Source organism: Martinezella rhizogenes, from assembly GCF_000799715.1.
Taxonomy (GTDB): Bacteria; Pseudomonadota; Alphaproteobacteria; order Rhizobiales; family Rhizobiaceae; genus Rhizobium; species Rhizobium rhizogenes_C.
Map to the genome: position 1 here is coordinate 17713 of NZ_JUHG01000003.1, position 23608 is coordinate 41320.

Annotated in this window: 19 protein-coding genes; 12 read left to right on the forward strand and 7 right to left on the reverse strand. The window is 61.2% G+C overall.

Annotated elements, in window-relative coordinates; translation table 11 throughout:
- Positions 1 to 73: 73 nt before the first annotated feature.
- From EX00_RS02365 to EX00_RS31900, 3 genes are read right to left on the reverse strand one after another with little or no spacing between them, the layout of a single operon-like run.
- Positions 74 to 3460 (reverse strand): error-prone DNA polymerase, encoded by a 3387-nt coding sequence (locus EX00_RS02365; RefSeq protein ID WP_080761191.1) that lies wholly within the window; start codon positions 3458 to 3460, stop codon positions 74 to 76.
- Positions 3457 to 4887 carry a Y-family DNA polymerase gene (locus EX00_RS02370; protein WP_047453937.1) on the reverse strand — a complete coding sequence of 477 codons (1431 nt, stop codon included), beginning with the start codon at positions 4885 to 4887 and terminating at the stop codon, positions 3457 to 3459. Before EX00_RS02370 ends, EX00_RS02365 begins: the two co-directional genes overlap by 4 nt.
- Positions 4888 to 4927: 40 nt before the next feature.
- Positions 4928 to 5899 (reverse strand): ImuA family protein, encoded by a 972-nt coding sequence (locus tag EX00_RS31900; protein ID WP_047453763.1) that lies wholly within the window; start codon positions 5897 to 5899, stop codon positions 4928 to 4930.
- A gap of 163 nt (positions 5900 to 6062) precedes the next feature.
- Between EX00_RS31900 and EX00_RS02380 the strand changes: the two genes are divergently transcribed.
- A complete protein-coding gene (locus tag EX00_RS02380; RefSeq protein ID WP_047453764.1) occupies positions 6063 to 6500 on the forward strand; it encodes a metallopeptidase family protein in 438 nt (145 codons plus the stop codon).
- A gap of 24 nt (positions 6501 to 6524) precedes the next feature.
- Here EX00_RS02380 and EX00_RS02385 read toward each other — a convergent pair whose 3' ends face one another.
- Both EX00_RS02385 and EX00_RS02390 read right to left on the reverse strand, forming a co-directional pair.
- Positions 6525 to 6731, reverse strand: coding sequence for a DUF1737 domain-containing protein (locus tag EX00_RS02385; RefSeq protein ID WP_047453766.1), 207 nt, complete (start codon positions 6729 to 6731; stop codon positions 6525 to 6527).
- 27 nt (positions 6732 to 6758) lie between these two features.
- Positions 6759 to 7679 (reverse strand): HpcH/HpaI aldolase/citrate lyase family protein, encoded by a 921-nt coding sequence (locus tag EX00_RS02390; RefSeq protein WP_047453768.1) that lies wholly within the window; start codon positions 7677 to 7679, stop codon positions 6759 to 6761.
- A 125-nt stretch (positions 7680 to 7804) separates the two neighbouring features.
- Here EX00_RS02390 and EX00_RS02395 point away from each other — a divergent pair, with 125 nt between their 5' ends.
- From EX00_RS02395 to EX00_RS02440, 10 genes are all read left to right on the forward strand, one after another.
- Positions 7805 to 8038 (forward strand): hypothetical protein, encoded by a 234-nt coding sequence (locus EX00_RS02395; protein WP_047453770.1) that lies wholly within the window; start codon positions 7805 to 7807, stop codon positions 8036 to 8038.
- Positions 8039 to 8217: 179 nt separating this feature from the next.
- The gene (gene leuD / locus EX00_RS02400; protein ID WP_047453772.1) at positions 8218 to 8826 is read left to right on the forward strand and encodes a 3-isopropylmalate dehydratase small subunit; all 609 of its coding nucleotides are present in this window, start codon (positions 8218 to 8220) and stop codon (positions 8824 to 8826) included.
- A gap of 195 nt (positions 8827 to 9021) precedes the next feature.
- Complete coding sequence (locus EX00_RS02405) at positions 9022 to 9840, forward strand: sugar phosphate isomerase/epimerase family protein (RefSeq protein WP_047453774.1); 819 nt, start codon at positions 9022 to 9024, stop codon at positions 9838 to 9840.
- 141 nt (positions 9841 to 9981) lie between these two features.
- Entirely contained in the window at positions 9982 to 11094 is a 1113-nt protein-coding gene (gene leuB, locus EX00_RS02410; RefSeq protein ID WP_047453776.1) for a 3-isopropylmalate dehydrogenase, read from the forward strand.
- A 104-nt stretch (positions 11095 to 11198) separates the two neighbouring features.
- Positions 11199 to 12011, forward strand: coding sequence for a phosphatase PAP2 family protein (locus EX00_RS02415; RefSeq protein ID WP_052210640.1), 813 nt, complete (start codon positions 11199 to 11201; stop codon positions 12009 to 12011).
- A 62-nt stretch (positions 12012 to 12073) separates the two neighbouring features.
- On the forward strand, positions 12074 to 12817 hold the full coding sequence (gene lpxE, locus EX00_RS02420) for a lipid A 1-phosphatase LpxE (protein ID WP_047453778.1): 744 nt from the start codon (positions 12074 to 12076) through the stop codon (positions 12815 to 12817).
- Positions 12818 to 12970: 153 nt separating this feature from the next.
- Entirely contained in the window at positions 12971 to 13225 is a 255-nt protein-coding gene (locus tag EX00_RS02425; RefSeq protein ID WP_234708955.1) for an ArsR/SmtB family transcription factor, read from the forward strand.
- A gap of 156 nt (positions 13226 to 13381) precedes the next feature.
- Positions 13382 to 14131 (forward strand): glucose 1-dehydrogenase, encoded by a 750-nt coding sequence (locus EX00_RS02430; RefSeq protein WP_047453784.1) that lies wholly within the window; start codon positions 13382 to 13384, stop codon positions 14129 to 14131.
- Positions 14132 to 14688: 557 nt separating this feature from the next.
- Positions 14689 to 15723, forward strand: a complete 1035-nt coding sequence (locus EX00_RS02435) for an aspartate-semialdehyde dehydrogenase (protein ID WP_047453785.1) — start codon at positions 14689 to 14691, stop codon at positions 15721 to 15723.
- A 287-nt stretch (positions 15724 to 16010) separates the two neighbouring features.
- Positions 16011 to 16832 carry a lytic murein transglycosylase gene (locus EX00_RS02440; RefSeq protein ID WP_047453786.1) on the forward strand — a complete coding sequence of 274 codons (822 nt, stop codon included), beginning with the start codon at positions 16011 to 16013 and terminating at the stop codon, positions 16830 to 16832.
- Between the two features lie 71 nt (positions 16833 to 16903).
- Here the strand turns inward: EX00_RS02440 and EX00_RS02445 are convergent, their stop codons facing one another.
- Together EX00_RS02445 and pdxY are read right to left on the reverse strand one after the other, a co-directional pair.
- Positions 16904 to 17545, reverse strand: a complete 642-nt coding sequence (locus EX00_RS02445; RefSeq protein ID WP_047453789.1) for a carbonic anhydrase — start codon at positions 17543 to 17545, stop codon at positions 16904 to 16906.
- Positions 17546 to 17618: 73 nt separating this feature from the next.
- Positions 17619 to 18491: a pyridoxal kinase PdxY gene (gene pdxY, locus EX00_RS02450; protein ID WP_047453791.1), complete on the reverse strand. Its 873-nt coding sequence runs from the start codon at positions 18489 to 18491 to the stop codon at positions 17619 to 17621.
- A gap of 292 nt (positions 18492 to 18783) precedes the next feature.
- Here pdxY and EX00_RS02455 point away from each other — a divergent pair, with 292 nt between their 5' ends.
- Positions 18784 to 23577, forward strand: a complete 4794-nt coding sequence (locus tag EX00_RS02455; protein WP_047453793.1) for an NAD-glutamate dehydrogenase — start codon at positions 18784 to 18786, stop codon at positions 23575 to 23577.
- Positions 23578 to 23608 lie beyond the last annotated feature (31 nt).

Here is a 23608-nt window from a genome sequence, read left to right on the forward strand (position 1 = left end):
CGATTCATTTTTCATTGGGCAAAGCCGAGGATATCGCCCGGCGAGAGGGCGGCATCCCGTTTTTCTCCGGGTTTCAATGAAAATTACGGCCTCGCGGCATGACTCGGGCCGTCCCGGCGACATCACCGCGGCCATCCGTCGCGGTATCAGCCTGCCCCTGATCCGGGCTTGCACGCCGCTTGCCTTGCCGATGGTCCATGGTCGGGCGCAGAGCCTCGTCCGACCGGTCGCTGACGCCGAAACGCCGGGCTTCGCGTTGCAGGATGCCAAGCGCCGGGGTCATGTCCTCGATGTAATCGACCACCACATGGATGACGCCGCTCTCGCTCTGCAGGCGGCCACGGATCTTGACCAGCCGGGCGCCCATGACGATGGCACGGTATTTTTCGAACATTTTCGGCCAGACGATTGCATTGGCAACACCGGTCTCGTCCTCCAGCGTCATGAAGATCACCCCATTCGCCGAGCCTGGCCGCTGGCGCACCAGCACCAATCCCGCCACAGTCACCATCCGTCCATTGGCTATGGTGGGCAGATCCCGGTTCTCTACGATGCCCATGCGGGCGAAATCCCCACGCAGGAAGGAAACCGGATGCGCCTTCAGGGAGAGCGAGAGATAACGATAATCCTCAATCACATGCTCGCCGGGTAGCATATCCGGCAGGGACACGCTGGGCTCGACCTGCAGGTCGGCGCGATCTACCAGATCGAAGAGGGGAAGCTTTTCGGCGGCACTTTGCGCATCCAGCGCCCTGACGGCCCACAGCGCCTCGCGGCGCTCAAGCCCGATCGAGCGAAAGGCATCGGCATCGGCCAGCCGCTCGATGACGGACTTGGCAAGACCGGAGCGCAGCCAGAGATCGCGCACGGAGACATAGCCAAGGCCGCGACGGGCAACGAGTTCACCCATATCAGTTTCCGACAGCCCCTTGACCTGCCGGAAGCCGAGACGGACGGCCCGGTTCGTCCGGATCACTTCCCGCATCGACGCATGGCGCGGCTCGATCGTATTCCTGTCGAAGCGCGCCTCTTCCAGAAGCGAATCCCATTGCGAGCTGTTGACATCCACCGGCCGCACCTCGACGCCATGTTCGCGCGCATCACGCACGAGCTGCGCCGGCGCATAAAAACCCATCGGCTGGGCATTGAGGATCGCCGCGCAAAAGACATCGGGGTAGTAAGTCTTGAGCCAGGAGGAGGCATAGACAAGCAAGCCGAAGGACGCCGCGTGGCTTTCGGGAAAACCATATTCGCCGAAGCCCTTGATCTGCTCGAAGCAGTTCTTGGCGAATTCGCGCTCGTATCCCTTCGCGACCATGCCTTCGATCATCTTCTTCTCGAAGGTGTGGATAGTTCCGGTTCGCTTGAACGTCGCCATCGCCCGGCGCAACTTGTCAGCCTCCGCAGGGGTAAAGCCTGCGGCCGTAATGGCGATCTGCATAGCCTGTTCCTGAAACAGCGGGACACCCAGCGTTCGCTTCAGAACCTCCTTCAGCTCAGGACTCGGATAGTCGAGATCCTTTCCCGCCCGATCGGCCTCCCGCCGCTTGAGATAGGGATGCACCATATTGCCCTGGATCGGGCCGGGCCGGACGATCGCCACCTCGATGACGAGATCGTAGAATTTGCGAGGCCGAAGACGCGGCAGCATGCTCATCTGCGCCCGGCTTTCGATCTGGAAGACGCCGATCGTATCGGCGCGGCAGATCATGTCATAGACCGGTATGCGGTCGGGATACTCGCCACTTCCAAGATCGGCGAGCGCCTTCTTCACATCATAGTGTAGCAGAAGCAGGTCGAAAGCCTTGGCAAGGCAGGTCAGCATGCCCAGTGCCAGAACGTCGATCTTCAGGATATTGAGACTGTCGAGATCGTCCTTGTTCCACTCGATCATATAGCGATCTTTCATCGCCGTATGCATGATCGGCACCACCTCATCCAGCCGATCCCGGGTGATGACGAAACCGCCGACATGCTGGGTCAGATGGCGCGGGAACCCCATCAATGTCGAGGCATGGGAGAGCACGCGTTTCGTCGTCTTGTCCTTGAGATCGAGGCCGGCAAGCCGTGCCTCGCGCTCGGACAGTTCCTCCGTCGACCAGCCCCAGACGCCGCTCGCCAGGGCCGATTGCACATCCTCCGACAGGCCGAAGGCCTTCGCCACCTCGCGGCCGGCCGAGCGCGCCCGATAGCTGGTAACCGCCGCCGTCAGGCCGGCATGCTCCTTGGAATAATGCTCATAGATGAACTGGATGACCTCTTCGCGCTTCTCATGCTCGAAATCGACGTCGATATCCGGCGGCTCCTCGCGCTCCGTGGAAATGAAGCGCTCGAACAAGAGCGTCGTGATCTCCGGATTGACCTCGGTAATCCCAAGGCAATAGCAGACCGTGGAATTGGCGGCGGAACCGCGACCCTGGCACAGAATATTCCGACTGCGGGCATAGTCCATGATGCGATGCACCGTCAGGAAATAAGGCTCGTATTGCCGTTCTCGGATGAGCTCGAGTTCATAATCGATCTGCCTGGCGACCTTTTCGGGAATCTTATCGGGATAGCGCCGTTTCGCGCCTTCCCGTGCCAGCCGATCCAGCGTTTCCGATACGGTCTCGCCCGGAACGCTTTCATCAGGATAATTGTGCTTCAGCTCATCCAGCGAGAAAGACAGCCGGCTGAAAAACTTCTGCGTATTGGCGATAGCCTTCGGATAGTCCCTGAAAAGACGCGCCATCTCGCCCCCGCCCTTCAGATAGCGTTCGGCATTGGCGGCAAGCTTGAAGCCGGCCTCGGCGATCGGCACATGCTCGCGGATCGAAACGACGATATCGGCAAGCGGTTTGCGTTCGGTTGCGTGATAAAGCGGCTCATTGCTGGCGATCAGCCGCACGCCGTTTCGAAGCGCTAGAATGGAAAGACTCGCAAAGACCAGTCGATCCCGCCCGTCATAGGCGGGCGACAAGACCATATGGAGCTTCCTGCCGAAGCGCATCCATAGCCGCGCAAGGCATTCCTCCAGCTTTGCCTGCCCTTCCGGCGTCTCCACGCTTACCGCATTCGGAACGAGCGCGAGCATCATCTCGTCGCCCCATTCCAGCAAATCGCTTTCGTTCAGGATGCAAATGCCCTTCTCGCCGCGCAAATTACCGGCACTCAGCAGCCGGCAGAGATGCGCCCAGCCCCGTCGGTTCTGCGGATAGGCAAGAATGTCGGGCGTGCCGTCCGAAAAAATCAGACGCGCGCCGGGCTGAAAGCGGTAGCCATGCTGCTTGGCAATGACATGCGCCTTGACCACGCCGGCGACGCTGTTGCGATCGGCAAGGCCGAGGCCGGCAAGGCCGGCGATCTTCGCGCCCAACACCATCTCCTCCGGATGCGAGGCACCCTCGAGAAAGGAGAAGTTCGACCGTGCCCCGATCTCGAAAAAGGGGATCGACCCGGAAAAGGACGGTTGGCCGCTCACGCGAAGACCCCGTGCATATACCAGTTCGGCGCCGTCTCACCTCGGCCATAGAGTCCCTTGCGAAACAGCCAGTAGCGATGACCGCCTTCGTCTTCGATGCGGAAATAATCGCGCTCCGGGACATCTTCCTCTTCCTCGACCCACCATTCCGCCGCCAGCCGCTCCGGCCCTTCGGCCCGCAGGACCCGGTGCATCATCCGCCGCCAGCGAAACTGCCGGGGCGGGCCGTCAGGCACTTCAGCGGCAAAGGCTTCGATCGGCTCCGGCATGCGAAACAGCCGGAGCGGCCGTTCGCCTCGGAAAAAGCCGTGGCTGGCATATTCGCTGCCTGTTCGCCTGCGAGTAGCGAGGATGTTCATCACAGGCACCGGTCGGACGGCCCGTTCGGGGATATGGCTTTGCCGCAGTTCGAAACCCTGCAGGCAGTCCGGCCCCAGCCGCGCCGCGACCCGGTCGGCGAAGGCGGCGAGCGACGTGCCCTGCCGGTCTTCCTCGACGAAATCGCCCTGCATCGCGTCGAAGGGCGCATGCTGCAAAACATTGAGACGGACGATTTCGAAGCCGTATCCGACATCGAGATCGTCATGAATGGCGGTAAAGCGCTCGGTAAACAGGCCGGCGATCCGCCTTGGCTCCCGCAGCGGCTGCGATGCGCCGGCGGCAATGCGGAACACCGCGCCGTCGACCCGAAACAGCAGGAGCTCGAACAGGCGGCCGCCGACGCCCCGCGCTTCCAGCCCCGGCTTCAGGGTTTCGGCAAGCTCGCGGGCAAGCTGCAGGATATCGGCCTCCGCCTGCACCGGCTCGGCAAGCCGCCGCTCGGCTGACAATTGCGCCACCGGCCGGCGCGGCGAGATCGGCTCTTCGGCGAGGCCAATGGCCTGATCGAGCCGCAAAAGCAATTGCGCGCCAAAACGGCGGGTGAGCGGCGCCCGCGGTGCGGCGAGGAGATCGCCCACCTGCTTCAACCCCAGTTTCTGCAAGGCGGCGACGGTTTCCTCGCCGAGCCTCAGCGAAGCGACCGGCAGTGGCGCCAGCGCCTCTTCCATGGTGTCCGGCGGCACGACGCGGCTGTCCTCAAAACGGGCAATCGCCCAGGACAGGCCAGGTGCTGAGGAGATGGCGCCGCGGACATCGAGCCCCAGCCCGGAAATGCGGATCAGTATGTCCTCGAGCAGCGCCTCTTCGCCGCCGAAGAGATGAGCACAGCCGGTAATGTCGAGGAAAAGCCCATCCTTGCCGTCGATCGCCACCAGCGGCGTATAACGATCGCACCAGTCGGCAATCGCCTCCAGCAGCTTACGGTTCGCCCCTAGATCCTCCTCGACGACGTCGAGAGCGGGACAGATCGCCTTCGCCTCGGCAACGCCCAGGCCGAGTTTCAGGCCGAGCATCTCTGCCCGCTCGTTGAGCGCGGTCAGCCGCATGGCATTGCTGAGCTTGCCGGCGCAGGCAAGCGGCGGCGCTTCAAACCGGCCGGCTGTACGCCAGGATAGGCCCCAGCGCTTGCGGGCGATCCGGTCGGTCGGCAGATGCGGGAAGGTCAACGCCAGAATGCGCTGCGTGTTCGCCGGGAAAGGCAGGGCGCTGAGCGTCGGGGACAGGGGAAAACTGGCGGTCATGTGCATTCCATTCCAGGGTTATGGAAAAAGGCACCGGGTTGCGGCTCTTTTCCAGGGTGAGACGAAAGGCCGGATGACCGATGCTACCGCCAAGCATCGATCCGTCCGGTAGAGGCCGCGCCAAAGCCGGCGCGGGTTCGACGGAGAGGCGGAAGAGGGCGCTGCTTGCCTCCTCCTCGCCCCCCTGCCGCAATAAAAACAAAGGCCGCCCCGCCGCCTTGGCCCGAAGCGCCAGCCGCCGGCTTTCGGTCAGGCCGAAGCGGGCCGGATTGCCGCGCACTTCCAGGATGACGACCGCAAAGGCAGCACTTGCAAGCGCCGTCTCCGCCAGCCACAGCGCCTCGTCCAGCTTGCGCGGCGAGGCCTGCAGAAATCCGGCCGGCTCCAATCCGAAATCCCTGAGACCGATGGGGTAGGGCAGACCCGCCTCCATCGCCGCGACCGTGTCGCCGATCCATAGAACCGGTGACACGATCGCGGTCTTGCCGGCGGCTTGCGCCCCAAGCCGCCCTGCAAAAGCTCCAAGCCGCGCGGCAAGAGCAAGCGTGAAAGCGCTGGCCGCGCCGGCATCGCGCAAGGCCAGCGAGCGGATCTCCGTCAGCGCGTCGAGCGGCACGCCGCCCTGCAGCGCCTCGTCAAGGTCGGAAACCCCGGTCGCAAGCAGCGACTGGGCAGCATCCGCCGAACCGGCATCAGGCTCCACCGCCTGCGTCTCATGCGCCGCCGCCGCCAGCGCCGGTATCGGCCTGCCTTCAAGTCGGGCGATGGTTTCACGCAGGGCAAAAAGCGTTTCCCGCGCCACGGCGGTCTCGGCCATGACGTTAGCTCCAGATCAATTATGTTCCTGTTATGTTCTTATGGATTCCAGAGGTCGAGGAAAGAGTCAACATGATTCTATGAGAAAATATTCCTCTGCCACAATCGGCTCTCGAAAAACCCGAACAAAGGCTCTATATGACCAGCTACGGAAGGAAGCATTCATGGCCCGCATTGACCAGAGCGAGGATTGGCGGGACCGCCACGCGCCCTCAATCAGCACGTTTGAATCGCTGGCCACGGAGGCTTACAGCCACCTGCCGGATGAATTCCGCTCGCTCACTGGCAATCTCATCATTCTGATCGAGGATTTTCCCGACGACGACATCTTCGAGGACATGGCGCTGGAAACGCCCTTCGATCTGCTTGGCCTGTTCGAAGGCCGCGGCATATCCGAGCGCTTCACCGCCCAGACCGGGGAGATGCCGAACAAGATCCGCCTCTACCGCCGGCCGATCATCGATTACTGGGCGGAAAACGAGGAAACCCTCGGCGATATCATCACCCATGTCCTGATCCACGAGATCGGCCATCATTTCGGCCTGAGCGACGAGGACATGGAGCGCATCGAGGAAAGCGCGGAAGAAGCGACGGACCGCTAGAAAAGCGGTCCTATTGCCGCACGCTTACTGCTCGGAAAGCTTCATCTCCGGATCATAATCCTTGCCAACAACCTCTTTGACGACGGCCTGGCCGCACTGCATCACGCCGGTTGCGGCATTGAAGCTATAGGTCGGCGAGCCCGAGAGATCCCAGCCCTTGTTCAGCGCGGCGGTGACCTTGTGGCAGAAGGAAGCGTCGTCCGGTCCGGTGAGGAGGCGATAGAGTTTCATCGAAGCGTCTTTCGTAAGATATCGGCCTCACCCTTCGCTTGTCGAAGGGCGATGGCGTTTTGCAATCAGGCGAGCTTTATGAACCAGTCTTTCTGCCTGGACAAGATGCAGCCGCTCGACCATGCGGCCGCCGAGATTGACGACATTGAGGCTGGCGGCGGCCGGATCGGCAAAGGCCGTGATGATCGCCTCCGCCTCGGCAATTGCCGTCTCGTCCGACCCGAAATGCCGGTTGGCGGCCTCGATCTGGTTCGGGTGGATCAGCATCTTGCCGGCAAAGCCCATGGCGCGGCCTTCGCCGCATTCGGTGTCCAGCGCCTCTATATCCTTGAAATCGTTGAAGACGCTGTCGATGGCGTCGAGCCCGTAGGCGCTGACGGCCAAAACCACCTGCATCAGCCAGGGCACGAGATAGGCGCGGCCCGGCTGCGGCAGCACGCCGGTCTCCTTGCGCAGGTCGTTGAGGCCGACGACGAAGCAATCGAGCCGGCTTCCCGGCGTGCGTCCGGCCTCGGCGATGGCAGCGGCATTCAGGATGCCGCGCGGCGTCTCGATCATCGCCCAAATGCGTAGGCTCTCCGGCGCATCCGCCTCGGCAAGCCTGTCGCTGACAACAGTCACATCCTGCGGCTCGTCGACCTTGGGCAGGAGAACGGCATCGGGTTCGAGCGCCAGCACCAGATCCAGGTCATCGGCACCAAGGCCGGATGACAGCGTATTGATGCGGATGATCCGTTCCTTGCCGATAAGCGGTGGGCCGGCGAAAAAGCGCCGCAGATTCTCGCGCGCCTCCGCCTTCTTCTCCGGCGCCACGGAATCTTCGAGATCGAAGATGACCGCATCGCAATCGAGGCTGGCAATCTTTTCAAGCGCGCGAAGGTTGATCGCGGGAACGCTCAGCACCGAACGGCGCAGGCAGACGGAACGGGGAGGGGCAACTCTACTCATCTTCCAGTTTTGCCGCGCTTTCGATCTTCAGGCAAGATGACAATGGCGCGACAACAAAAAGCCACGCTCCTCTTGCAGATGAGAGAAGAGAGGACCACATTTCCATGAGTAGAGAGGTCTCGACCATGAAAAACATTCGTTCCCTGTTCATCGCGCTTGCCGGCATCACCGTGTTTGCGGCAATGGCGCTGTTTACCGTTTCGCTGACGCTCACCGTCGGCGGCATTCTCACCGCGCTTATGGTGGGCCGCGCGATTTCGCTGCGGATGAAGCCTGTTCCGGTGCGCGCCAGGGCGAACAACGGTCAGCGCGAGATGCGCGTCTGGAACGACGGTCGCGGCACGATCATCGACCTCTGATATCGGGCAGGGCGGCACTTGCCGCTCCCGATGCGGGTGTGTGCGCGCAATCCTTAAATTGCAGCACCGCGACGGATGCGCCCACCTGCGGAGCATGTCCAAGATTCCCCTTCATTTTGGGCCGGATTTGCGCTATTGGCAGGATAATCGCGCATAGACGAAAATTGAAGGCAGGACCTATGGACAAGTTCGTGAAGTTGACCGGTGTCGCGGCACCCCTCCCGGTCGTCAACGTCGACACCGACATGATCATCCCGAAGGATTATCTGAAGACCATCAAGCGCACCGGTCTCGGAACGGGATTGTTCGCCGAAGCCCGCTACCATGAAGATGGCTCGCTGAACCAGGATTTCGTGCTGAACAAGCCGGCCTATCAGAACGCCAAGATCCTCGTCGCCGGCGACAATTTCGGCTGCGGTTCCTCGCGCGAACACGCTCCCTGGGCACTGCTCGACTTCGGTATCCGCTGCGTCATCTCGACCAGCTTTGCCGACATCTTCTACAACAACTGCTTCAAGAATGGCATTCTGCCGATCAAGGTCAGCCAGGAAGATCTCGACAAGCTGATGGACGACGCCTCGCGCGGCTCCAACGCCATCCTGACGATCGATCTGGAAAACCTCGAGATCACCGGCCCGGACGGCGGCTCGCTCAAGTTCGAACTCGACGAATTCAAGCGCCACTGCCTGCTGAACGGTCTCGACGATATCGGCCTGACGCTGGAAAAGGCATCCGCGATCGACACGTTCGAAAAGTCGAACGCCGCCGCTCATCCCTGGGCTGCCTGATCGATTTCATCATCACATTTGCGTGTCGAAGCCGGGCTGAAAAGCCCGGCTTTTTCTTATGCCGCTACGTATAAAGGTCATGCGATCCGGCCGGCTGTAATATGCCCGTCAAAAACGGGGGTCATACAGATTCAGCGGAGCCCTTCGGGCCTCTCCCGCCCTCAACAATTCCCCTCCTCCCTATCGGAGCATTCCATGACCTCCCTTCCTATTGTCGGCGCCGCCATGACGCTTTCCGACGTCGAAACTCATCGTGGCTGGCTACTCGAAAAGCCGCGCGACCTGGAACTGCAGAGCTTCGTCGACGCCGAAATCCTGAACGGCGACTGGGCGCCGCTCGCCGAGCGCGCCAGAAAACTGCTCGACGGTCATCAGGGTCGTCTCGGCATACACGGCCCGTTCTGGGGTTTCATCATCGCCTCGCAGGACCCCGATATCCGCGCCGTCGTTTCCAGGCGCCTCCTGCAGGCGCTCGACGTCTGCGCCAATATCGGCGCCACGCAGATGGTCATCCATAGCCCCTATACGTCCTGGTCCTACAACAACCTCGACAACAACAAGGGCGAGCGCGAAAAGATCATCGAATACACGCATCAGACGCTGAAAGAGGCCGTCAAGCGCGCCGAGGATATCGGGCTCACCATGGTCATCGAAAACATCGAGGACAAGGACCCGCATATCCGCGTCGGCCTCGCCGACAGCTTCAATTCGCCCGCCGTTGCCGTATCGATCGATACCGGCCATGCCCATTATGCTCACGGCTACACCGGCGCACCGCCGGTCGACTACTACGTCCACGCCGCCGGCAATCGCCTGCAGCACGTCCACCTGCAGGATGCCGACGGCTATGCCGACCGCCACTGGAGCCTCGGCGAAGGCAACATCCACTGGCGTGCCGTCTTTGCCGCCCTTGCCAAGCTCGACAGCAATCCGCGCCTGGTCATCGAGATCAAGGACAAGTCGAAGATCCCGGCATCGGCTGCTTATCTGGCTTCGCTGGGTCTGGCTGAGTAAGCATCACGGAAAGGCCGGGATGCGGGTGATTGGCCGCAAAAGCCGCAAAACCGTACCGTTTCCCGCCCTTCCTCGCTTGAAAAGCCGCATTTGCAGGTCTAAGAACCGCGCAACTTGTTTCTTTTGCGGAGGCTCTTCCCCATGACAGTGCGCAATCTCTTCCTTCTGCCGGGTGACGGCATCGGCCCTGAAGCCATGGGCGAAGTCCGCAAGATCATCACTTATATGAACGAGGCGAAGGGTGCCGGTTTCGTTACCGACGAGGGTCTGGTCGGCGGCAGCGCCTATGACGCGCACGGCGCGGCGATCTCCGATGCCGATATGGCCAAGGCGATGGCGGCCGACGCCGTTCTTTTCGGCGCCGTCGGCGGCCCGAAGTGGGATGATGTGCCTTACGAGGTCCGCCCCGAAGCCGGCCTGCTGCGCCTGCGCAAGGATCTTCAGCTTTTCGCCAACCTGCGCCCGGCCATCTGCTACCCGGCACTGGCGTCGGCCTCCTCGCTGAAGCCCGAGCTGGTCGAAGGCCTTGATATTCTGATCGTGCGCGAACTCACCGGCGGCGTCTATTTCGGCGAGCCGAAGGAGATCATCGACCTCGGCAACGGTCAGAAGCGCGGCATCGACACGCAGGTTTACGATACCTATGAGATCGAACGCATTTCCGGCGTCGCCTTCGAACTGGCGCGCACTCGCGGCAATCGCGTCTGCTCGATGGAAAAGCGCAACGTCATGAAGTCGGGCGTGCTCTGGAACCAGGTGGTCACCGCGACGCACAAGGAAAAATATGCCGACGTCCAGCTCGAGCATATGCTGGCGGACGCCGGCGGCATGCAGCTCGTGCGCCAGCCGAAGCAGTTCGACGTCATCGTCACCGACAACCTCTTCGGCGACATGCTCTCCGACGTCGCCGCCATGCTGACCGGCTCGCTCGGCATGCTGCCATCAGCCTCGCTCGGCGCGCCCGACGCCAAGACCGGCAAGCGCAAGGCGCTCTATGAGCCGGTGCACGGCTCAGCTCCCGATATCGCCGGTAAGGGCATCGCCAACCCGATCGCCATGATCGCCTCCTTCGCCATGTGCCTGCGCTACTCCTTCGGCCTCGTCACCGAAGCCGACGCGCTGGAAAAGGCGATCGCCAACGTGCTCGACAGCGGCATCCGCACCGGCGACATCATGTCGGCGGGCAGCCGCCAGGTCGGCACCACCGAAATGGGCGACGCCATCCTCGCCGAATTCAAGGCACTTTCGGCATAAATCGCCGGCTATATTTCCCGTGAAACATGAAAGCCCTCGCTCCCGACCCACGGAGCGGGGGCTTTTTGTTGAACTCAACACCATCGCCTCCTATGTCCGGTCGCATGAGCACGGAAATCACCCCGCCGCCGAACACGATCCGAAGGCAATCATCGCCATGGCGGAGACTGGCGCGGCGCTATGAGCTTCGCCGCGGCCGGCATCGACGCCTTCCCTGGCTCGGCTATGCGCTGACCACCGTCAATGTCGTCGTTCTTGCTTTCCTGGTTTTCGATGCGCCGCTCGGCGAGACGGCAAAGAACCTTTCGCCACGACTGATCGCGGTTGCGGGCGCCGTCACCGACATCGGTAGGCTCGTCTGGATTCTTGCCGCCGCCATCGTAGCGCTTGCCATCGGTCTCCCGCTTACGCGGCGATTTTCACGAATGCAGGGCCGCTATCATGCCGCCCATCTCATCCGGAAGGTGACCTATGTCGGCTTTTCCGTTCTTTCCGCCAGCATCGTCGTGCATATATTGAAATATGCGATCGGCCGGGCGCGGCCGCCGCTTTACGGTGAGTACGGCATTTTCGGCTTCGAACCGTTTCGCGGCGATTTCCTGTTCCAAAGCTTTCCTTCGGCCCATTCAGCGCATGTGGGCGCGCTCTTTGCCGCACTCGCTCTGCTTTTTCCGCGCTTCCGGCTGCTGTTTGTCGGCATCGGTCTCTGGCTCGGGGTAACCCGCATCATCATTGGCGTGCATTACCCAAGCGATGTCGCCGCCGGCCTGGCGCTTGGCGCCTGGATCGCCTTTGCTATCGCGATCTTATTCTCCCGCTTCGGCCTAATTTTCTCCGCCACACAAACCGGCTGGCCCCTGCCGCGCCCGCGATTCGATTTGCCTGTCGACCGTCTCAAATCCGTAAAAAAACTGTAGCAGGAGCCTGCTACGCCTGATTCCGGATTGGGATCAAACATATCGGCGACAGGCGGTGGGGCATGCAGGCGATCTTGACGTCTCTCGACAGGCGTTGGCGACGGAACAGAAGCGGCTTCGCGCCGTCGCATTGGAAAATCTGCCTGTTCCTGACCGCCAATATCGTCCTGCTCGCGGCCCTGCTCTTCGACTGGCCGGTGGGCGCCAACATCAGGAACATGGCGCCGCCGATCCATTTCTTCGGCAAAATGCTTACCAACTTCGGCGAATCCGGCTGGCTCATCCTGATCAGCGCCTTTCTATTTTTCGAGGGCTGGGCCGGTAGCCGGCTGTTGCAATCGCCGCGCTGTCGTTGCCAGGCACTGCGCATCTGTCAGATCGGCGGCTATCTGCTGACGACGATCGCGCTTTCAGGCATCCTTGCCAATCTGCTGAAACGCGCCATCGGCCGTGCCCGCCCCACGCATTTCCAGGATTGGGGTCCTTTCGGCTTCTCGCCTTTCAATGGCCATGCTGGCTTTGAAAGCTTCCCGTCCGGCCATGCGACCACCATCGGCGCTTTCTTCGTGGCGCTGGCCTTCCTTTTCCCGCGCTATCGCTACATCTTCATCGCCTGTGCCCTCTGGCTCGCCGCAACGCGCGTGATGATCGGCGCACATTATCCGAGCGACGTCATCGCCGGCCTGGCGCTCGGCGGCTGGTTCTCCTTCATGATGGCGATCGTCTATTCCCGCTACGGCCTGCTCTTCCGCATCGGCGAAACCGGCTGGCCGGTGCCGAGACTACCGCTGCTGAAGGGGAAGTAGGGGATTTTGCCCCCATCCGCCCCACCCCGCATGTTGCCAAGCATCCCTCGCATTCATATATCTGGGGCGGTGAATCCGCGGGAAATCCATCCCGCTTGCGATGTGGTAAAGACGATGACGGATGCCGGGCAGACACGATTGAGCGAGAGGCAGATGGGATTGATTGCCCGGGCGCTTGCCGAGCCGCGTCGCGTGCAGATACTGAAGGAGATCGGCGGTACCGCCGATCCCATGCCTTGCAGCGTGCTGACCCAATGTCACGCTGTCAGCGCCGCCACGATTTCGCATCATCTCAAGGAACTCGAGAACGCCGGTCTCATCGAAATTCTGCGGGACGGCAAGTTTGCAAACCTGCTGCTCCGGCGCGACGTGCTCAATTCCTATATGGCCGAGCTCGCCAACATCTGACAATTCTTTGCATGTCACATGCGTCTGCTCTTGTATCAGTTAGATGATTATCTAAATATCAAAGTGACGGGATGACGGTTGCCGCTTCGGGGCCTTGTTCGCGCCAACAATTCGATAGTTGTAAAATCATCTAACAATATCTCGACAGGAGATGACATGAGCAAGCTAGAAGGCAAGGTCGCAATCGTGACCGGAGCATCCAAGGGCATCGGCGCCGGCATCGCCAAGGCATTTGGCGAGGCGGGTGCCGCCGTCGTGGTCAACTACGCATCCAGCCGCGAAGGCGCCGACCGGGTCGTGGCCGAGATCAAATCCAAGGGCGGCAAGGCGATCGCCGCGCATGGCGACGTCTCTAAATCCGCCGACGTGAAGCGCCTTTTCGCTGAAGCGAAGGAGGCTTTCGGCGGCGTCGACATCCTCGTCAACAATGCCGGCGTCTACAAATTCGCGGCGCTGGAAGAGATCACCGAGGAGGAATTCCATCGTGAGTTCAACATCAATGTCCTCGGCACATTGCTGACGACGCAGGAAGCGGTGAAATATTTCGGCCCGGAAGGCGGCAATATCATCAACATCGCCTCGAACGCCGTCACCCTGAACCTGCCGACCACCGCCGTCTATACGGCAACCAAGGCGGCCGTTACCACCATCACCCAGATCCTCGCCAAGGAACTCGGCCCCCGCAACATCCGCGTCAACACCATCTCGCCGGGCGGCGTCGAGACCGAAGGCGTGCATGCGGCCGGCGTCATCGGCAGCGATTTCGAAAAGCATCTGGTTTCACAAACGCCGCTCGGCCGCCTCGGCCAGCCGACGGACATCGCCCCGGTCGCCGTTTTCCTCGCATCGAAGGATTCCGCCTGGCTCACCGGCGAAACCCTCTATGCCGGCGGCGGCCTGAAGTAACCGCCATCCCTCCGGCCGCTTCCCTCCCGCGAGGGAGGCGGCATCATTGCGCATGTTCCCAGTGCCGATCCGCTATATTAGCGAGCAATTGCCAAACCTTTCCCGTCTTCATATTATCCTGTTCGGCCTTTCCGCAGATCATCGCAGCCGGTTCCGCCGCTAAATTCTCTACGAGACGGAGCGCCGCACCTGGTTCCTGTTCGAATCCACGCGCGACACCAATCGTTGAAACTTCGCTCCGATTTCCGCGTTCCCACTGGGGTGGGAGCGCAAAATCCTTGACTCCTGTGGAAAACCTCTTAGAACCGGCGACGGAAAAGGAAGACCTCCATGCTTCGCTTCGAACAGATCGATAGCTTCGCTCACCTGGCGCAATCTGCCGGGCGGGATGTCTATTTTCCGGTTTCTTCCAAAACCAAGGCCAAAACGACGACGAAAACCGTCTGACGTCTCTGGCCTGCCGCTCTCTCCCCGGCTCGGCTGGGGACAGGAACCGGTCGTTATGACCGCGGTTCCCCCCTCGTCCAAGAGGAGAGAAGAGAAAGAGAGCTTGTGAAATGGGTTTCAAAGTTGCAGTGGTGGGCGCGACCGGAAATGTCGGCCGCGAAATACTCAACATCCTGTCCGAACGCGGTTTTCCCGCTGACGAAGTCGTGGCATTGGCATCGGCCCGCTCGCAGGGTACCGAAGTTTCCTTTGGCGACCGGACGCTGAAGGTTTCGAACCTGGAGAACTACAATTTCTCCGACACCGACATTTGCCTGATGTCGGCCGGCGGGGAGACTTCGAAGAAGTACTCGCCGAAGATCGGCGCCCAGGGCTGCGTCGTCATCGATAACTCCTCGGCATGGCGCTATGACGCCGACGTGCCGCTGATCGTGCCGGAAGTGAACCCGGATGCCATCACGCAGTTCACCAAGCGCAACATCATCGCCAATCCGAATTGCTCGACCGCGCAGCTCGTCGTGGCCCTGAAGCCTCTGCATGACTTCGCCAAGATCAAGCGCGTCGTCGTCTCCACCTACCAGTCCGTCTCCGGCGCCGGCAAGGATGGCATGGACGAGCTCTTCAACCAGACCCGCGCCGTCTTCGTCGCCGATCCGATGGAGAACAAGAAGTTCCCGAAGCGCATCGCCTTCAACGTCATCCCGCACATCGATACCTTCATGGAAGACGGCTACACCAAGGAAGAATGGAAGGTGCTGGCCGAAACCAAGAAGATCCTCGACCCGAAGATCAAGGTCACCTGCACCGCCGTGCGCGTGCCGGTCTTCATCGGCCATTCGGAATCGGTCAATATCGAGTTCGAAAACGAGATCTCCGCCGACCAAGCCCGTGACATCCTGCGTGAAGCGCCGGGTTGCCTTGTCATCGACAAGCACGAACCGGGCGGCTACATCACGCCCTATGAGTGCGCCGGCGAAGACGCGACCTACATTTCCCGCATTCGTGAGGACGCTACGGTCGAAAATGGCCTCAACATCTGGGTCGTCTCCGACAATCTGCGCAAGGGTGCCGCGCTGAACGCCATCCAGATCGCCGAACTGCTGATCAACCGTGGCCTGATCAAGCCGCGCAAGCAGGCTGCATAAGCGTCTGTAAACCAATTTACGGTTTATAAACCTTGTTCATCTAAGCAGGATTTGAGGAAAAGCCTCGCCATTTCGCACTGAAAGGCGGGGCTTTTGCAAAATATACTTGAGCGAGCATGTTTCACGTGAAGTGAAAAACATCGATCGCTAAAATGTAGTAATGACAGAACCGTCGGATACTGGCATGGTCCGGTGACGACAAGACCGCGCAAGGGCCCGGAAATTGGGGGGCGCCGCGCTATTCAAAAACGTTACCGCGTTTGCGCGGTGAGATTCGGGGACTCTGAATGCGCATCACTAAGTCTGGAATGGCAGCTCTCGTGGCGGGCGGGTTGTTGTTGGTGACACCGCTTGCGGCAAACGCGGCATCCTGTAGCAACACATCAGCCGGTTTTGACAACTGGGTGCGCGAATTCAAGCAGGAAGCGCAGGGCCAGGGCATCAGCCAATCCACACTCGATCGCGCCTTCGCCAACGTCCACTACAATCAGCCGACCATCCGCGCCGACCGCGGTCAGAAGAGCTTCAAGCTTTCCTTCGATGAATTCATACAGAAGCGTGGCGCGCAATCAATCATCGCCCAGGCAAAGAGCAGGAAAGCCGCCAACAGGGCATTGCTCGGGCGTATCGAACAGCGCTACGGCGTACCGCCAGGCATGGTCCTCGCCATCTGGGGTATGGAAACCGGTTTCGGTAGTTTCACAGGCAATCAACATACGCTCTCGGCATTGGCAACGTTGTCCTATGATTGCCGCCGCAGCGCAATGTTTACCGAACAGCTCTATGCCGCTCTCAAGCTCGTCGGTGAAGGTTATCTCAGCCCGTCTGCAAAAGGTGCAGCCCATGGCGAAATCGGCCAGACGCAATTCATGCCGAAGAACGTCGTATTGTATGGCGTCGATGCCGATGGCGATGGCAAGGTTGATTTGATTGGCTCGCGTGCTGACGCGTTGGCGTCCGCAGCCAATTTGCTGAAAGGTCATGGCTGGCGCCCCGGTGCCGGTTACCAACCGGGCGAACCGAATTTCGCGGCGATTGGCGGCTGGAACGACTCAAGCGTCTATCAGCAGGCTCTTGCCTATATGGCTAAGAAAATCGACGGCGAATAATCACAATAACGCATCAAAAAGCGCTCCGACCACATGGTCAGGAGCGCTTTTTTGTTTGATCTATCGCGTTTTCAGGCTTCGGGACGAATAAAGTCGCGGGTCTTTGCGTCCATCACCCACAGCTCGCCGGTCGAGATATCGAACCAGGCGCCGTGCAGGTTCAACTTTCCTTCTTCTTCCAGCGCCTTGATATCCGGAAAGCTGCGCAGATTGTCGAGCGAATTGCGGATCGAGATGCGCTCCAGCGCCGTCTGCCGCTCGGCCTGCGTCATGATGTCGTTGCTCTGGATCTGCTCGGCGGCGGGCTTCAGCAGCCCCATCCATCGGCCGATGAAATCGCCCGGCGACAGCGGCTCGGCATTGGGATCGAGCGCCGCGCGGATACCGCCACAGCGGCCATGGCCCATGACGACGATGTCGGAGACCTTCAGCGACTGCACCGCGAATTCAAGTGCTGCCGACGTCGCATGGAAATGCCCGTCCGGCTCATAGGGCGGCACCATATTGGCAACATTGCGGATGACGAAAAGCTCTCCGGGGCCGGCGTCGAAGATAATCTCCGGCGCCGCGCGGGAGTCGCTGCAGGCAATCACAAGGGTCGATGGGCTCTGGCCGCCCTCGGCGAGACTGCGATAGCGCTCACGCTCATCGACATAACGCCCGCTCATGAAGTTGCGGTAGCCGCTCAGAAGGGAAGTAGGAAAGCTGTCCATGCAGATTGAATTACAGCGCGCCGCTGCCGATGGCAACTATTGCACTGCAAAAAGCTCCTGACAGGCTCGATCGCTACTTCTTCCGCTGCGCCGGATGCATCAGCCGGCGCATCTGCACCATCGCCATCGGCGTTGACAGGCTGGAGGCATCGGCGGCCAGCGTCAGTTCGTCGCTGCCGCGCTTGACCGCCCTTGCCAGCACCTCGTAGACACTCGCCGTCGTCATTTGCAGGGCTCGTTCCTCGTCCATGCCGGACAGGAGCCGTGACAGGAACACCGCCGAGAGCAGGTCGCCGAGCCCGTTCGGGGCATTGTCGATGCTGCGATGTTCGGCAAGCAGCGCGTTGCGGCCACTGAGATAGAGATTGCCGATGCCACCGGCCATCATCGGCACGGCCGAGGTCACCAGCATGCGCGACGGTCCGAGCGCGAGCGCTGCCTCCATCACGGCGTTATTGTCCTCCAGCGGCGCTCCGGCGAGCCAGGCAAGCTCGTAGCGGTTCGGTGTCGCCAATGACGCCAGCGGGATCAGCTGATCGCGAATCGCTTCCGCCGTCGCCTCGGGCACATAGAGACCGCCGGCATCGCCGATGACCGGATCGCAGGCATAAAAGAGATCGGGGTTCTTTTCCCTGAGCGCCCGTACCAGCCGTGCCACGGAATGTGCCTGCGCGGCATTGCCGAAATAACCCGACAGCACCGCCTTTACCTCGGACAGCCAGGGTGCGGCGATAAGATCGTCGATCGCATGGTCGAAATCAGCTTCATTGAAGGTCAGCCGCGTCGAACGACCATGGCCTGGATGCCAGGGAAGAACGATGGTTGGCAGCGCCCAGACGGGATGACCGAGGGTTTCCAGCGCGAAGACGGCGGCACGATTGCCGACGGAGCCTCTGACGACATGGCTGGAGATGACGATAACGGCGCCCGCCGAATTGTCCGACATGATGCTTGCTTCCGGTTATGATCTTCCGACTTCGATGGGGTTGTGATGATCCCTTTATCGTCACTCTGTCAACCGCGCTTCACAGAGTCATGAAAACGTCTGTTGCGGAGCTTATGGTGACAATTCAGCGCCCCTATCATGCGCTTTGCAACGGGATCACGACGTTCGGCAAGATTCTTCACGATTTGAGACAAAATCCGTCGAAAAGCGATCAGATCCGCATTCATTTTGCCAGTTTTTTCGATAAATCTTCTGATACTGTGGTCAAAATCTTGAAATTTGGAGGAAATTCATGGCGTCCAGGACCAATCCGAAACGGGAAAAACAGATCGAGGCGGCGCGAAAGATCGCTGCCGCGACCGGCGAGACGCATCTCGATCCGGAGATCCTGTTCGGCCGGGCGAGCAATGACGACATGGAGCGCTACAGCCCGGAAATGCTTGCCCTTGCCGCCGTACACGCAGCAAGGGAGCTCGCAGCCTGGAGCGGCACGTCCCCCCGCGTTTCGATCGAGCAGGTGGCTGATATCGATCCCGATGGCGTGCCCGTCTCGATCCTGTCGATCACCGACCACAACATGCCCTTCCTCTATGAATCGGTCATGGGCGAGGTGACGAGCAGCTACCGCGACCTCCATATGGCCGTGCACCCGATCCTGATCATCGAGGATGGCAAACAGCCAAGCCTTTATTCCGCCGATCATCCGAGCGATCCGGCCCATCGCGTCAGCCATATCCAACTGCATCTGGCACCGCTGACCGCAGCACAGGCAACGGACCTGATTAAGCGCGTCCAGACCGTGCTCGACCAGACGCATCTGACTGTTTCCGATTGGAAGTCGATGCAAGCGCGGCTCGATACGGTGATCTCTGAGCTTTCCATCTATGAGGCGACCGGCCGCCGTAAGGCGGACCGCGACGAGGCGCTGGCTTTCCTCTCCTGGCTGCGCGACGGCAATTTCACCTTCCTCGGCATGCGCGAATATGTCTATTCCGGCAAGGGCGCCAGCGCCAAGGTGGAGCGCGATCGTGGCACCGGCCTCGGCATCCTCTCCAATCCGGATGTCCTCGTTCTCCGCCAGGGCAAGGACGCCGTCACCACCACGCCGGAGATCCTCGCCTTCCTCAACGGGCCGGATTTCCTGATCGTCACCAAGGCCAACGTCAAGTCGATCGTCCACCGTCGCGCCTACATGGACTATGTCGGCGTCAAGCGCTTCGATACCGATGGCAACGTGACGGGCGAGTTGCGCATCGTCGGCCTCTTCACCTCGACCGCCTATACCAGTGCCGCCGTCGACGTGCCGCTGCTGCGCTCGAAGGTGCAGAAGGTCAAGGATTACTTCGGCTTCGACCCAGCCAGCCATTCCGGCCGCCTGCTGGAAAACACGCTCGAATCCTATCCGCGCGACGATCTCTTCCAGATCGACACGGCGTTGCTCGCGAGCTTCGCGGAACAGATCAACGACCTCACCGACCGGCCGCATGTCCGTGCGCTGCCGCGCATCGACCATTTCGACCGCTTCGTCTCGGTCATCGTCTATGTGCCGCGCGAGGAATACGATTCTCTCGTGCGCGAAAAGATCGGCAATTACCTGAAGACCGTCTATGACGGTCGTGTTTCCGCCTATTATCCGGCCTTCCCGGAAGGCGGCGTGGCGCGCGTGCACTTCATCATCGGCCGCAGTGGTGGCAAGACGCCGCATATTCCCCAAGTCAAGCTCGAAGAGGCGATCCGCGCCATCACCGCCCGTTGGGACGAGCGTTTCGTCATGCTGGCCGGGCCGAAAGCACCACGCATCTCCGTCAGCCAGGCCTTCCAGGAAGCTTTCACCCCGGAAGACGCCGTCGCCGACCTGCCGGATATCACGGCCACCGCCGGAGCCGAGCCGATCCGCATCGCCTTCTATGTCCGCAAGGATGAGGGCACCGATATCCTGTCGCTGAAGATCTTCCATGGCGATGGCAATCTGGCGCTGTCGCGTCGCGTGCCGTTGCTCGAAAATCTCGGCTTCAACGTCATCAGCGAGCGGACTTTCGACATCTATGTCACGACCAAGGATGATACGACCGGCCGTCATGTGGTGCTCCATGACATGGAGCTGGAAGCCCGCAGCGGCACGGCGATCGATCTCGCCCACCATGGCGCGGCGTTAGAGGAAGCCTTCCTTGCCGCCTTCGGCGGCACGATCGACAATGACGGCTTCAACCGGCTGATCGTCTCCGCCGATCTCTCCGCCCGCGAAACGAATGTGCTGCGCGCCTATGCCCGCTATCTCCGCCAGGCCGGCATCGCCTATTCGCAGGATTATATCGCCGCGACGCTGGACAAATATCCGCGCATTGCCGCCGCGATCTTCCGGCTGTTCTACGAGACGCTGAACCCCAAGCTCAGCGACAAGAACCGCGTAAAGAAGCTTTCCGAGCTGCATGCGACCATCGAGACCGAGCTGGCCGACGTTCCAAGCCTCGACGACGACCGCATTCTTCGCCGCTACGTCAACGCCATCGACGCAACGCTGCGCACCAACTATTTCCAGAAAAACCCCGATGGCACGCCGAAGGCCATGCTCGCCTTCAAGCTCGACCCGAAACTGTTGGACGGCCTGCCGGAACCGCGGCCCTTCCGAGAAATCTTCGTCTATGGCGTCGAAGTCGAGGGCGTGCACCTGCGCTTCGGCAAGGTGGCGCGCGGCGGTCTGCGCTGGTCTGACCGTGCCGAGGATTACCGCACCGAAGTGCTCGGCCTCGTCAAGGCGCAGCAGGTGAAGAACGCCGTCATCGTGCCTGTTGGAGCCAAGGGCGGCTTCTATCCGAAGAAGCTGCCGGTCGGCGGCAGCCGCGACGAGATCTTCAATGCCGGCCGCGAGGCCTACAAGACTTATATCCGCACGCTGCTGTCGATCACCGACAACATCTCCGGCGCCGATATTATCGCGCCGCCGGACACGGTGCGGCTGGACGGCGACGACCCCTATTTCGTCGTCGCCGCCGACAAGGGCACCGCGACCTTCTCCGACACCGCCAACGCGCTGGCGCAGGAAGCTGGCTTCTGGCTGGACGACGCCTTCGCCTCCGGCGGCTCGGCCGGCTACGACCACAAGAAGATGGGCATCACCGCCCGCGGCGCCTGGGAGACCGTCAAGCGGCACTTCCGCGAAATGGATATCGACATCCAGACAACGCCCTTCACTGTCGTCGGCGTCGGCGACATGTCCGGTGACGTCTTCGGCAACGGCATGCTGCTGTCACCAAAAATCCGCCTCATCGCCGCCTTCGACCATCGCGACATCGTCATCGATCCCGATCCGGACATGGCAAAGACGCTGGCCGAACGGCAGCGCCTCTTCGACCTGCCGCGCTCGAGCTGGCAGGATTTCAACAAGTCCGTCCTGTCGAAGGGCGCGATGATTATCTCGCGCTCGGCGAAATCGGTGACGCTGACGGCTGAAGCCGCCGCCGCGATCGGCATCGATAAGACGGTGGCAACGCCATTCGAAATTATCACGGCGATCCTGAAGGCTCCCGTCGACCTGCTGTGGTTCGGCGGCATCGGCACCTATGTGAAGGCTCCGTCCGAAACGGATTCGGAAGTCGGCGACCGCGCCAATGATCCGATCCGTATCACGGCCGAAGAAGTTCGCGCCAAGGTGATCGGCGAGGGCGCCAATCTCGGCGTTACCCAGAAGGGCCGCATCGCCTACGGTCTCAAGGGCGGACGCTGCAACTCGGATGCGATCGACAATTCGGCCGGCGTCAACACCTCCGACGTCGAGGTCAACATCAAGATCGCGCTAGCATCTGCCATGCATGACGGCCGCCTGACGCGGGCGAAACGCGATACACTGCTCGCGTCGATGACCGACGAAGTGGGCACCTTGGTGCTGCGCAACAACTACCTGCAATCGCTGGCGATCTCGCTGACGGAACGCAAGGGCACCGGCAACGCCCTGGAGCTCAGCCGCTTCATGAGCGTTCTGGAAGCCGCCAAGCAGCTCAACCGCAAGGTGGAGACGCTGCCGGACGACCAGACCTTCACTGAGCGCTATGCCAATAGCCGGCCGCTGACGCGCGCCGAAATCGGCGTTCTACTCTCCTACGCCAAGATCGTCCTCTTTGACGCGCTGGCGGCAAGCGACCTGCCGGACGATCCCTATTTCGCCGCGACGCTCAGCCACTATTTCCCGGGGAAGATGCAGCGCTCGAATGCCGGAGATATCACCGGCCACCGGCTGAAGCGTGAAATCGTCGCGACCGTATTGGCGAACGAAGTCATCAACCGTGGCGGACCGGGCTTTGCCGTCAGCATGATGGATGCGACGGCGGCGTCGGCCGCCGAAGTGGTCAAGGCTGCCGTGCTCGCTCGCGACGGCTTCGATCTCGACCGGCTCTGGAATGAAACCGATGCGCTGGATGGCAAGGTCGGCGGACAGATGCAGAACCGCGTCTACGGCGAGATCACCGAGGTCTATACGGCGCTCACCCGCCTGCTGCTGAAAACCGGCGCGGCCAAGGGCAACATCGAGGAAACAATTAGCCGGCTTCAGGCAGCATTGAAAAAGCTGCGTCCGCTCTTCCTCAGCCATATCCCGGCGGATTTCGCCGCCGAGATCGCCGCTCGCCAGACGGACTATCAGGCCGCCGGTCTGCCGGAAAAACTCGCCGGCGAGATCGCCATGATCTACGCGCTCGTTCTCGTGCCGGAGATCATGCAGATCGCCGAGCGCACCGGCGACACGCTCAACCGCGCCGCCGAAAGCTACTTCACCGTGTCGCAGACCTTCCGCGTCGGTCGTCTGCTGCTGGCCGGCAGCCGCATTCTCACCGGCGATCACTATGAGAGCCTGGCCCTGGCACGCAGCCTCGACCAGATCGCCGGCGCCCGCCGCGATATCGTCATCTCGGCGCTATCGAACCATCCGAAGGACAAGCAGCCGGTGCAGGCATGGCATGCCGGGGATCGAATCCGCATCAACCGCATTGCTGAGGAGCTTGCGAGCCTCAGCGAAAGCGGCGATCCGAACCTGGCGCGTATCACGGTTGCCGCCGGCCTCCTGACCGACCTTGCGCATGACCGGGTGAGGTGAGACAGTCCGCCCGACTCAATAGCCGACCGGC